The sequence below is a fragment of the [Clostridium] innocuum genome, from assembly GCA_012317185.1.
In the GTDB taxonomy this organism is placed as follows: domain Bacteria; phylum Bacillota_I; class Bacilli_A; order Erysipelotrichales; family Erysipelotrichaceae; genus Clostridium_AQ; species Clostridium_AQ innocuum.
On the sequence record CP048838.1, the window covers coordinates 3,332,640 to 3,345,949 of the forward strand.

The window sequence follows — 13,310 nt, forward strand, 5'->3', positions numbered from 1 at the left end:
TCAATCACCGCTATATTGCTTCAACCATGCTTCATCGGCAGGAAAACAGCAATGAACTCCGTTTTCATTTGCCGCGACCATGAGGGTTACCTCACCATCCTGTGCCACAACATAAGGAAATTCCTTTAAATTTGTCACAGCAGCACAGTTCCCCTTTGTATCCATGGCAATCATGGATATGGCATCACAGTCGTTTCCAGCCTGCTTCATACGTGCCATATGGGTATCCAGCACCTGAATCAAAGCATCCTGTACGGCTATCCCTGCACGCATCAGATCAACAACCCGAACAGAAAGACAGCCACGCATAATATCTTCTCCAAGACCGGTTGCCGCTGCACTGCCGGCCATTGCGTCACTGTAAAAGCCGGAGCCGATGACTGGGCTGTCCCCCACTCTGCCGGCATGCTTTAAAAACAACCCGGAGGTAGACACACCCGCAGACATTTCATCATCCTTTGCGGCCAGCACGCAAACCGTGTCATGACCGTCATATGCCTTTAAATCCGCATCCTTCTTAGCCTGTTTCCAACGCTGCTTCGAAGCCTCGGTAAGATTATTTGCAAAAGCGAAGCCTTCCTCCTGTGCATAGCCTTCCGCTCCCTTTCCGGCAAGCAGACAATTGCAATGCTTCCCGCACAGGGATGCTGCGACCTCGATTGCGGATGCCACATTCTCCATCTCAATCACACCGCCAAAATTTAATGTTTTTCCATCCATATAGGCTGCATCCAGCTGCACATGCCCGTCGATATTGGGAAGACCGCCCTTTCCGACCGACACAAATTCCTCGCGCTGTTCCACATCCTGTATCGCTGTTAGTATGGCTTCCTTTACACTCTGCTCCCGCAAAACCGCTGCTCCCCTGCGGATACCGTCAAATGCCATCTTCCAGGTTCCTATCATCGTCTGCTTCATTGTTCATTCCTCCGTTTTCATCTGATGTATGCTCACTCTGTTTTTCCATGTTTATTATACAGGAAAAACGCGCAGGGATGAAGCATAATTCACACGCTCGCATACCGTAAGCTCTTAGATCCTTCCATAAATTATTTTGAACCTCATACTGCTGTCCCTTCCAAATGACCGGTATAAAAAAAGAAAGCCGGCAAATTTCCGGGTTCTTTCTTACGTTAGGGTATTTGCAAAAGGGAGACTTTAGCTTCTATTGATAACTACAATAGTATGGATGTCTCCCTATATTAAGTTTACCCACAATCGAGAAAGAACCAATCCCTGTAAGCAGGGATGCCTGACTTTCCATTTTCTGCACACTGGACTGGCAATGCGCTGTTTGTTTTCTATAGCAGCGGATCAACTGCATCCGTGTTGATATCACGAATTGTTTCACAGCTCTGGTTAAACTTCGCCTGATCCACTTCATTCAGATCCAGCTTTACGATTTCACGGATTCCCTGACGGTTGACAACTGCCGGTACACCGATATACAGCCCCTCTTGACCATATTCGTTATTCTGATACGCAGACACTGTCAGAATAACATTCTCATCATCCAGAATGGCATGCACCAGCCGGTTCAGCGACAGTCCGATTCCATAATAGGTGGAACGCTTGCGCTTCACGATTTCATACCCTGCCTGCTGTACATTTGTGTAGATGTCATGCAAATCGGATAAATCTCTGCCCTTTTCATCCAGCAGGTCCAGCAGATTCTTGCAGCCGACATAGGCATTGGTCCATGGCACAAAGCTGGAATCTCCATGCTCGCCCATGATATACGCGTGAATATTGCTGGTGGAAACATCCAGATATTCGCTCATCATATAGCGTAGGCGGGCTGTGTCCAGAATCGTTCCGGAGCCGATGACACGCTCCGTCGGCAGTCCGCTCACCTTTTGCGCAACATAGGTCATGGCATCCACCGGATTGCTGGCAATGACCAGGATACCGTCAAAGCCGCTCGCCATAATCTGCTCGGTTACGCTTTTCATAATCACCGTGTCTCTCGCTGTAAGATCCAGACGTGTTTCCGTCGGCTTCTGTGTAACACCGGCTGTTATCACAACGACTGCCGCATCCCGACATTCCTCATAGCCACCTGCCTTGATACTCATCTTACCTCTTGCGTAGGGCAACCCATGCTGCAAATCCATCGCCTCTCCGATCGCCTTTTCCTGATCCACATCGATCAGCACCAGCTCGTCGATTCCTCCGGTATTCAAAAAGCTGTACGCCATGCTCATACCGACAAAGCCACAGCCAACCAGTACGATTTTTCTTTTCTCATTCATAAAGAAACTACCTCCAGATATTCCAATCATTCTTTACTTTACCATAAAAAAGAAGATAAGAAAACAGCAATCATTTCCTTATCTCCTGTAGAAAACTGTCTGAATCAAAGCAGCGGATCAATGATGTCCCGGTTGATTTCTTTCAAGGTCCTGCAGCTGCTGTCAAATTTAGCCTGATCAACCTCATTCAGCTTCAGGCGGATCACCTCACGGACACCCTCTCTGTTCACAACTGCAGGTACGCCGATATACAGGCCCTTTTGTTGATATTCCCCTTCCTGATAAGCGGAAACGGTCAGAATGGCATTTTCATCGTCCAGAACAGCATGCACCAGACGGTTTAAGGAAAGCCCGATACCATAGAAAGTCGCTTTCTTGCGATTGATAATTTCATATGCCGCCTGCTGCACATTGGTATAGATATCATGCAGGTCGGACAGCGGCTTTCCTTTTTCATCCAGCAGCTCCAGCAGTGATTTACTTCCGACATAGGCATGTGTCCACGGAACAAAGCTGGAATCGCCATGCTCTCCCATAATATAGGCATGCATGTTGGAGCTGGATACATCCAGATACTCACTCATCATATAACGAAGGCGTGCCGTATCCAGAATCGTTCCGGAGCCGATGACACGCTCTTTTGGCAGACCGCTGACCTTCTGTGCGAGGTATGTCATGCCATCCACCGGATTGCTGGCAATGATCAGTATACCATCAAAGCCGCTTGCCATGATGCTTTCCACAACGCTCTTCATAATTTTTGCGTTCTTCGCTGTCAGGTCCAGACGTGTTTCCTCCGGCTTCTGGGCAGCTCCTGCTGTAATCACCACAATACTCGCATCTCTGCAATCCGCATAATCTCCTGCATAGATTTCCATTTTACCTCTGGCATACGGCAAGCCGTGCTGCAGATCCATCGCCTCTCCGACTGCCTTTTCCTTTGCGACATCAAGCAGCACCAATTCGTCAATTCCTCCGGTGCTCAGAAAACTATATGCCATGCTCATACCGACAAAGCCGGTACCAACCAGTACGATTTTTCTTTTTTCACTCATTGTGAAGCCTCCTTTGCATGGGTTTTCACTATATGTTACCCATATCTAACCAAAATATACCACGCACTTGAAAAAAGTGAAAGAAAGATGACCGAAAAGCTGTACGACAGTAACCATGACGAACAAAAACCGGTATATGAAAAGACCGTATGGAATTTCCAATGGGTTTGCAGAGAATTTCAATTAAAGGAGAAATCCATACGATAGTAGCTTATCATCAGAATCTGAATCCTTCCTTTTGCATACACCCTAAGGTAAGAATAGAACCTTTCCTCAGGCATAATCAGTAGACAATTTATATTTGAACCATACATTTGTTCGTATCGCCTTCCTTTGATTACAAAAAAAGATCAGAAGCTGCATATAGACTGCAGGCATCCGATCCTTCTTGTGACCGCATAGATTATGCGGACATACTTAGCGAATCATCTGTTTTATTTTCTCAACATCCTCTTCACTGCCCTCACCATCGACCTTGTGCAGACAGGGAACATTGTATTTTTTTGAGATGATATCCCCCGCCCAGCCAAAGGTTGCGGCATGGCGCTCTCTGCTTCCTCCGGCTACAACACCCTTTAAGCCGTCAGGGTTGTTTTCCAGGAAGCTCTCCACGATGTTTGGAACGACACCATTCCCATCCGTATAAGTAAATAGAATGTAATTACCCTTCACCGTTTCTGTACCGTTTTCTATTTTCATTGCGTCAATCGCAAGCTTTTCAATCAATTTCTCTGTTTTACCCATTCTGGATGCATATACATACGTCATACTGTGACCTCCTTGTTTATCTGCATAAATATTACCATAGACTAACAATCAAAGCAACTCTCATGCCCCGCATTGTATATGCTTGAATATGAGAGCAGGTGTATGCATCACTTTTCAGGATTACAGCTAGTTGCTTGTGCAGACCTTTTGCATATATCATGCCTGCAATTTCAAACCGGCTTTATAGCTGCTTGCTTTTCTTCTCTGTCTTCCTGCAATTCATACCTGTACTTTGCATTGCCTGTACAATTACGGTATCCGTATGAAACCGCAGTACGATGAAGCATGCTGTTCCATTAGAAAAAAGGATTCCATACGATTACATCCGCATCCTATGAAATCCTTTGCATGATGTATTAAAAAACAAAGGATAGTAGAAACATGGTTTTTATAGCTGCCTACAGATCATCCACCAGCGCACTGCTCTTCGCATAAGCGGAGGAGCGTGCTTCAAAAAAATCGGTTTTGATCAGATTGGCATTCGCATACATGGATACCCATTCCATGGATTTCGGTTCATTTTCAAAGCCGTCATACAAGGAACCGAAGCCAAGAGAATTGCTGCGAAGATTTCCCAGGTAATGAATGTAATCGGATACCATTTCCATTGTCAGTCCTTCGATATGATTTCCTATCACATACCCTCCCCAGCGAATCTCCTCCTCCACACCATGGCGAAGCATGTCCTTATATTCCTCAATCAGCTCTTCCGTAAACAGCTGCGGCTCCTCTTTTTGCAGCTCCAGAATCATAGAGCGAAACAACCATAGATGCGTATTTTCATCCCGGTTGATATAGCGGATTTCCTGTACGGAGCCCGGCATTTTTCCCATGCGTCCCAGATTATAGAAAAACATAAAGCCGGAATAAAAGTAAATACCCTCCAGTATATAATTCGCCATCATCGTTTTCATCAAATGTCTGCCGTCTCTATGTGTCTGGAAATCATTATACAGATCCCCGATGAATTTGTTTCGATTCAATAAACGCTCATCGTCCTTCCACTGGTACAGAATATCCGTGCGTTCCTGCGGTGAACAGATGGAATCCAGCATATAGCTGTAGCTCTGAGAGTGAACAGCCTCCTGAAAGGCCTGTATCGTCAGACACAGATTCACCTCATTGGCGGTTATATATTCCCCTACATTGGGCAGATTCGCTGTCTGAATGGAATCCAGAAAAATCAGAAAGGACAGGGTTTTGTCATATGCCGTTTTCTCTGCCTCACGCAGCCTGCGGTAGTCCTTTACATCCTGATTCAGGTTGATTTCCTCAGGAATCCAGAAATTGTTCATCGCCTGACGGTACCAGTCGGATACCCAGGTATATTTCATGTTGTTAAAATCATTCAGATTGGTCGTATTGCCATTGATCATGCGGCGCTTTCCGACCTCGCAATCCCCGTGTTCATTAAACAGAGGCTTTCTTACTAAATCACTCATACATACTCCCTTCTAGGATGCGCAGGATTCGCATTCCTCTACTTCCAATGACTTGCTGCGAACATAATAAATCGTTTTTACACCATATTCCCATGCGTGAATATACAGCATCAGAACCTGGCGCAGGGTAAATTCATTGGTAATATACAGATTGACAGACTGTGCCTGGTCAATATGACGCTGCCGGATACCGGCCGAGCGCACCACCCATTCCTGATCGATCAGATGGGCATTCTTATACAGCCAGAAGGTTCTCGCATCCAAATCCGGTGCAACACGGGCAATCATACTGCCCTTTTTTTCTTCCAGATAATATTTATTCATAATCGGATCCACACCGGCCGTTGTTCCTGCGATGATGGAGGTGGAGCTTGTCGGTGCGATTGCCATCAGCCATGCATTGCGCATTCCCTGCTCACGCACCTGCCGAAACAGCCGGCTCCATGCATCGGATGTATAGCCTCGCTTTGTGAAATAGGCACCGCTTTGCCAGTCACTTCCTGCAAACATGGAATAGCTGCCCTTTTCCCTAGCCAGTGCAGTGCTTGCCTGAATCGCATAGTAATTGATTTTTTCAAAAAGGGTATCCGCATACTGCAGATGCTCCTCGGACTCAAACCGCAGATTCTGCTTAACCAGCATATGATGATAGCCGCTGACTCCCAGACCGATCGGGCGATATTTGCGGTTTGTGATTTTCGCATAGGGAATCGGATAATAATTCAGATCGATTACATTATCCAATGCGCGTACAATAACATGAATGATATGGGAAAGCTCTTCCTCGTTGTTTACATCAATATTCCCCAGCGACAGACTTGCCAGATTGCAGACGACAAAATCTCCCGGCTTACTTTCATTAACTACCACGCTCTCTCCGTCGATTTCCACAATGCGGCTTTCTTCCAGCTTTAGCGCCTTCATATTCTGTGCGATTTCCGTACAGAGATTGCTGCAGTAAATCATACCGGCATGTGCATTTGGATTCATACGGTTCACATGATCACGGTTAAAGGTAAACGGTGTACCGGTTTCCACTGCCGATTTCAGAATCAGACGTACCAGATCCTTCAGCACCATTGTGCGCTTGGGAACACGCGGGTCCTGCACACAGTCAAAGTAGCGCTCTTCCCATTCCTCACCATAGAAATCCTCCAGGTGATAGCCCTTGATTTTATGAATTTCATGCGGACACATCAGATACCAGGTCGCATTCAAATCCTCTTTTGCCATCTTCCAGAACAGGTCCGGATAACAGACAGCTGGAAACACATCATGTGCCTTCATGCGGTCATCCCCGTTATTGGTTCTCAGATTCAAAAACTCAGGAAGATCCTTGTGCCAGGCATCTAGATAGACAGCGACTGCCCCCTGACGAACCCCCAGCTGATCGACTGCGGTCGCCGTATCATTGACAAGCTTAATCCAGCGTATCACACCCCCGGCAGCTCCCTCAAAGCCGCGGATATCACTGCCGTTTGCACGAACCTTGCCAAAATACAGTCCCATTCCACCGCCGTATTTGGAAACCTGTGCGAAATTATCCACACTCTTATAAATATTGTTTAAGGTGTCCTCTACCGTATCGATGAAGCAGCTGGAAAGCTGATGATACGGCTTGCGGGCATTGGACATGGTTGGTGTTGCCATCGTTACCTGCAATTGAGAGAGAATATCATAGATCTGCTTCGCCCAGTACATGCGATTCTGTTCCGGCAGTGCCAGATGCATAGCGATACCCATGAACATTTCCTGCGGTGTTTCCAAAACCTCATGGGCATGGGAACACATCAGATACCGTTTTTTCACGAGCTCCAGACCGCTGTAGGTAAACAGGTAATCGCGCTCATCCTTCAGATATGCGCCCAGCTCATCAATCTCCGCATCACTGTATGCCTTCCGTATATAATCACCGTAATAGCCCTGTTCTTCCAGATATTTCAGTTTTTTACTGAATACGGGAAGCTCCAGCTTTTGCATGCGGGCACTGATTTCCTCATGCAGCGCATAAGAAAGAAAGCGGGAAGCGATATATTCCCATTTGGGTGCCTCTTTACTGATTAACTCAACACTTGCCTTCATCAGCATATGCAGCCGCTCATCACTTTCCATATCCTCTTTCAGAAAGGAATGAAATTTCATGAGCAGATGACGCAGATCATAGCCCTCATCCGGATAACGCTGCTGAATATCCGCCAGTATGCTGTAAAGGTCTTCCTTTTGCAGTGCATGGACAAGATCCTGTACCACCTTCCTGGATTCCGTTCGCTTCTGACGATACAGAATATAGTTTTTTGCTTCTTTATAAAACTGATGCTGCATCAGTTCTTCTTCTACAAGATCCTGAACGACCTCTACACTCAGCATCGGCTTGTCTGCCGCTGCTGCTTTTGTTATGTCCTCAATAATTTCCTTAAGTACCGCCTCTTCGATGAGCGTCCCGGTACTGCGGAATGCTTTTCTGATTGCCTGTGCAATCTTCTCTCCTTCAAATTCCTGAAGTTGTCCATCTCTTTTCTGTATCTTCATATACATACCACCTATCTTGTATTAGTATAGGCGGATTGTGACAGTTCACGCAACTTAAATGCCTAAGAAAAAACTGCCAGTTCCTGACAGTATTCCTGAATATAGCAGCTCATATTCCGTTTGCTTCATAAAACATCAATTCTTTATTAAAAAATTCATCACCAGTGCTATCATGATTTCCTTTTCTTCCGGCTTAGATTCAGCAACCATCAGTGTGATGGCAACCAGTGCACTATCACTGATAATTTTTTCACCATTATGAAGCAAGGCATTATTCTTATTTAAAAATTCCAGAAACAATGCTGCTGCTATTCGTTTGCATCCATCAGCGAACGGATGGTCCTTAATAAGAAATTATAAAAGGTTTGCCGCCTTTTCTTCCAGTGTTGGATAAACCTCCTGGCTGAATACATCCTGATATACAACCGCCAATATACCAGCAACTTTTCCAGGCTCTTTTTCCACTCCGAACACATCCGAATCAAAGCTCATTTTGTCAATGAATTCTCTGCTTTCTTCATAAGTCAACTGATAAACACATTTGGTTCCATCCGGTTTTTTCAAGCTCTGGTGATCATAACTGTCAAGCAATTCCAAGGCTGCAGTGTATTCTTCAACCACCTGAAGAACCGAGTCTGCATTAATACCGGCGATTCCGGCAATAATGCCGGATTGCAGTCGTATTGTTTTATTTAAATATTGCAGCCTTTTCTCATTAACTGCATAGCCTTGAACCATGTAATCTTTTAGAATTCCATTTGCCCATTTACGGAAGTTCACGCCCCGATGTGATTTTACTCGATACCCAACAGATATTATTACATCCAACGTATAAAAAGGCACAGGCTGCTTAACACCGACAACACGCATTTTTTGCGTGTTGTTATCTTTATCAACTTCCTTTTCTCTAAATACATTGTTGATATGTTTTCTTACCGTTTTTTCATCACGTCCGAAAAGCTCCGCAATTTGATTCGCACTTAACCACACTGTATTTTCTTCAGGGCTTACAGATACATCAATCTGTATCTCTCCATCATGAAATACGATTACACTTAAATCACGATTCTTAAAGTTCTCTACCATTTTTTCACCTGATGCTATCTTGTCAGCATCTACCTTTCTATAATATTGTTTTCATCTGGAACAGCGACAGCAGACAGCAATCTGATTTCGTGTACTGCCTTATAATTTTCTTGAAACAGCATAGTATTATTTTTCTTTTTATATTTTGGACACAAGGCAGCGGGGAGTCGCTTTCATATTCAGAAAGAACCTCCTCGATAAGCAGAGAACAAAATTTATCCCTTTCCTATCATGTATCAACTTGATTATTTTTACAGCGTGATATGAAGTGAAATATACAAAACCTTAATCTGTGAAGCTCACATATTTTCCAATTATACTTATATTACAGATCAGCCTGCGGATAAAATCATGTCGAGGTTATAGTGTGTCAAGGCTCTTTGAATATTTCTTTATCCTACTTTTCGAACTACCGGGTAATTCTCGGTAGTTCCTCTAATGTTATAGATTTCAACATGTTTCTCTTTTTTTACTTCAAAAGGAATCGTATAGCTTATATCCTCTCTTAAGATGTATTTTGTAATTGTAATTCATTTTACTCAACAAATAGCCGTTCGCATGCCCTTCAGCGGTGATATAACGTTCCATACGCAATATGAAAAAGAGATTTCAGAAATGACGGTATTCGGCATTCAAGAAATCTCTCTATCTATCACTTTTACTTAAAGTAAGAAGAGATACACAACTGCTACTTATCCTATTTTTTCATCAACTGGTTGATTTTCATCTCATACGGAGTTCCTTTAAGATCCTTTGACGCCGCCTGCAGATGTTCCTTCTTTTTCTTTTCATCCTTCAGATAGCTGTACTGCAGCGCCAGCATATAGTGGAACATACCCTTCTGCGCTTCCTGCAGCTCTTCATTCTTCAGCTGTTCCTCCATATCATCAATATAGCTGGTCTTTTCTTCCAGCAGAATATCGTAGATGACCTGACACTCCTGAGTAATGCTTTCATCCGCAATCTTTTTCATACGCTCCAGCAATGTTTTACATTTCTTTTTGCTATCCTCGTCCAGATAGTAATAAAATGCTTTTATGACAACATCCAGCTCCTGCTTTTTATTCATCCGCATGCTCAGAATCAAATCAAAGCACTCTTCAATTTTTTTCTTATCCGCTTTCATGATATAGCCGTTTAAACGCATATATTCACGGTTGAACGGAGGATAGAAATACTTGCAGGGAAGAGAATCCAGAAGCTTGAAATACGCATCGAAATCACCCTGCTGCATATGCTTTAACAGCTTCTTCAAAATACTCTGCTTCCATACCTGTGTGCCGACAATCAGTACGATTGTAATAACGACGGCCAATATAATAATTTTATAGTCCATAGTACACCTCAGTTTTCATTAAGATTATTGTACTATATCTTGTCGCCTTTTTCACTTAAAATTTTCATTTTCTGCAAAAACAACAAAATTCCTATACAGCGATGTCTTTTTTGATTGCGGCTGAAAGCCTTAACAGCAAATACTGCATTCATGGCAGAGCATATAGTCATTCATATGATAAAAGCATTTTGTATAAGCTCATGTAAAGTTACGAAGGCGAAGTGCATTGCTGACAACGCTCACTGAGCTGAACGCCATCGCAGCACCTGCGAATACCGGAGACAGCAGCGGTCCGCCAAACAGATGCAGCACACCGGCCGCAATCGGAATACCCAGCGTATTGTAGAAGAATGCCCAGAACAGATTCTGCTTGATATTGCGTATGACAGCCTTAGATAAACGGATTGCCGTCTCCACATCCTGAATATTATCCTTAACCAACACGATGTCCGCACTCTCCACTGCAACATCACTGCCGCTTCCGATGGCGATGCCGACCTCACTTTGTGTCAGAGCAACTGCATCGTTGATACCGTCCCCGACCATGGCAACGACTTTCCCCTGTGCCTGCAGCTTTTTGACCTCCTCCCCCTTTTGATCCGGAAGCACCTGTGCAATCACATGGTCGATTCCTGCGGTTTCCGCAATCGCTGCCGCTGTGATTTCATTATCGCCAGTCAGCATGACCACATCGATTTGCTGTTCACGAAGACGGCGTATGACATCTTTCGTCTGCGGCTTCAGCTGATCTGCAATGGCAATAATTCCATATATATGAGAAGATGTGCCGATCCATACAACTGTTTTTCCCTGCTGCAGCCAGGCCAGCTCCTGTGCGGCATATGCATCACAGGAAGCCCCTGCCAGCTCCAGAAAGGTGCGGCTTCCCGCATACCATGTCGTATCATCTTTAATACCGCTGAGACCGCGCCCGTTATGTGTTTCAATATGCGTTAATACAGAGCCGCTGATATTTTCTTCCTTCGCTTTTTCCAGAATAGCCGTTGCCAATGGATGACGGCTTCCTGCCTCCAGAGATGCGGCAATCGCAAGAAGCTTTTGTCTATCATCGGCCGCGATATCCGTAACCACCGGCTTACCGATTGTCAGTGTTCCGGTTTTATCAAACACAATTGTATCAATACTGCTCGCTGTTTCCAGCGCCTCTCCGCTCTTCATAAAGATACCGAACTGTGCCGCCTTGCCGGTTCCCACCATGATTGCCGTCGGTGTTGCCAAACCAAGCGCACACGGGCAGGCGATAACCAGCACACTGACAAAAATCGTCAGCGCAAAGGCAAAATCCTGTGTGGAAAGATACCAGAGCAGTGCTGCCACAAAGGCAATCGCCATAACCGTTGGCACGAAATACAGGGAAATCTTATCCGCAATACGTGCAATCGGAGCCTTTTTGCCCTGTGCCTCCTCGACCATACGGATAATTTTCGCAAGTGTGGTATCCTCCTCTACCGCATTGCATTCCATCACAATTCTGGCATCGAGTGCAATCGTCCCCTGGATCAATGCATCCCCCTGCGACTTGGAAACTGGCATACTTTCCCCCGTCAGCATGCTTTCATCCACACTCGCATGTCCTTCCTTTAAGATACCGTCTACCGGAATATGCTCTCCCGGCTTTACTACAAGCAGATCACCGATTGTGATTTCCTCTGCCTGAATTTCCACCTCTTTACCGTCTCTCAGCAATGTCGCATTGCTTGGGCGAAGCTGCAGTAATGCAGAAATTGCACCGGTCGATTTCTTCTTCGAAATGCTTTCCAGATGCTTTCCAAACTGTACCAGTGCCACAACGACACCGGCAGATTCAAAATACAGGCTGTGAACGGCATGCAGATTGCCCTGCAGTATGGAAATCAGAGAATACAGTGAATACAGATAGGCACTGCCCGTACCGACTGCCACCAGCGTATCCATATTGGGTGCCTTGTGGAATAATGCCGTAAACCCTCTGGTAAAGAAGTGGCGACCCAGAATGAGAATCACTGTCGCAAGGAGAAACTGAATAAAGGCGAAATTGAATGGATGTGTATCATAATGAATGATATCCGGCAGCGGCAGTCGGATATTGCCCAGCATATGGGACATACCGATATACAGTAAAACAAAGGCCAGAACCAGTGTGGTATAAATTTTAACTGCCTCATAATCCTTTTTCACAGCTTCTTCCTTTCGCTCCACATGAAGCGCACCGTGATACCCGGTATTCTGAATAATTGCCAGAATCTCCGACAGCTTGATTTTATGCGGGTCTGCTTCCACTGTTGCCGTATTTGTGACAAGGTTGATGCTGACAGCGGATATTCCCTCCGCTTTTTTCAGCGCATGCTCCAGCGCTGCGCTGCAGGACGAACAGGTCATTCCATCCACATCGATGCGATATGTCTTCTTCGCTTCCTCCAGCAGCGTGAAGCCGGCCTTTTTCACTGCCGCTGCCCACGCCTCGAAATTCTTTTTCGTAAATGTGATGCGCACGGTATTCATTACCAGATTCACACTCGCCTGCTCAATTTCCTCAAAGCGGCTCAATACCCGCTCTACAGCTGCACTGCAGGCGGCACAATGCATGCCCTCAACACGATAGGTCTGCTGCTTGGCAGCATCGCGCTCCTTCATATGAAAGCCGCCCTTTTCCACAGCCTGCATGGCCTTTTTTTCGTCAAAGCCGTCCGTGAAGCTGACCACCGCTTCTTCCATAACCAGATTTACAGAAGCATCCTCTACCGCTGGCTGACGCTTCAATATTTTTTCTACCGAGGCTGCACAAGCTGAGCAGTGCATCCCTTCTATTTTATATGTCTTGTTCATAAGATTTTCCTTCCTT

9 protein-coding genes are annotated in these 13,310 nt (G+C 45.3%); all 9 read right to left on the reverse strand.

Going from position 1 to position 13,310, the window contains the following annotated elements; translation table 11 throughout:
• The 9 genes from G4D54_16245 to G4D54_16285 all read right to left on the reverse strand — a co-directional run bounded on the left by G4D54_16245 (position 1) and on the right by G4D54_16285 (position 13,294).
• Entirely contained in the window at positions 1 to 918 is a 918-nt protein-coding gene (locus G4D54_16245; protein QJA03878.1) for a N(4)-(beta-N-acetylglucosaminyl)-L-asparaginase, read from the reverse strand.
• 383 nt (positions 919 to 1,301) lie between these two features.
• A complete protein-coding gene (locus G4D54_16250; protein QJA03879.1) occupies positions 1,302 to 2,252 on the reverse strand; it encodes an L-lactate dehydrogenase in 951 nt (316 codons plus the stop codon).
• Between the two features lie 104 nt (positions 2,253 to 2,356).
• Complete coding sequence (locus G4D54_16255) at positions 2,357 to 3,307, reverse strand: L-lactate dehydrogenase (GenBank protein QJA03880.1); 951 nt, start codon at positions 3,305 to 3,307, stop codon at positions 2,357 to 2,359.
• A 417-nt stretch (positions 3,308 to 3,724) separates the two neighbouring features.
• The gene (locus G4D54_16260) at positions 3,725 to 4,075 is read right to left on the reverse strand and encodes a nrdI protein (GenBank protein ID QJA03881.1); all 351 of its coding nucleotides are present in this window, start codon (positions 4,073 to 4,075) and stop codon (positions 3,725 to 3,727) included.
• 398 nt (positions 4,076 to 4,473) lie between these two features.
• Positions 4,474 to 5,517, reverse strand: a complete 1,044-nt coding sequence (locus G4D54_16265; GenBank protein ID QJA03882.1) for a ribonucleotide-diphosphate reductase subunit beta — start codon at positions 5,515 to 5,517, stop codon at positions 4,474 to 4,476.
• Between the two features lie 12 nt (positions 5,518 to 5,529).
• The gene (locus G4D54_16270; protein ID QJA03883.1) at positions 5,530 to 8,046 is read right to left on the reverse strand and encodes a ribonucleoside-diphosphate reductase subunit alpha; all 2,517 of its coding nucleotides are present in this window, start codon (positions 8,044 to 8,046) and stop codon (positions 5,530 to 5,532) included.
• Between the two features lie 354 nt (positions 8,047 to 8,400).
• Entirely contained in the window at positions 8,401 to 9,132 is a 732-nt protein-coding gene (locus G4D54_16275) for a phosphoribosylaminoimidazolesuccinocarboxamide synthase (GenBank protein ID QJA03884.1), read from the reverse strand.
• A 697-nt stretch (positions 9,133 to 9,829) separates the two neighbouring features.
• Positions 9,830 to 10,468 (reverse strand): hypothetical protein, encoded by a 639-nt coding sequence (locus G4D54_16280; protein QJA03885.1) that lies wholly within the window; start codon positions 10,466 to 10,468, stop codon positions 9,830 to 9,832.
• Between the two features lie 198 nt (positions 10,469 to 10,666).
• Complete coding sequence (locus tag G4D54_16285) at positions 10,667 to 13,294, reverse strand: copper-translocating P-type ATPase (GenBank protein ID QJA03886.1); 2,628 nt, start codon at positions 13,292 to 13,294, stop codon at positions 10,667 to 10,669.
• Between the last annotated feature and the right edge of the window lie 16 nt (positions 13,295 to 13,310).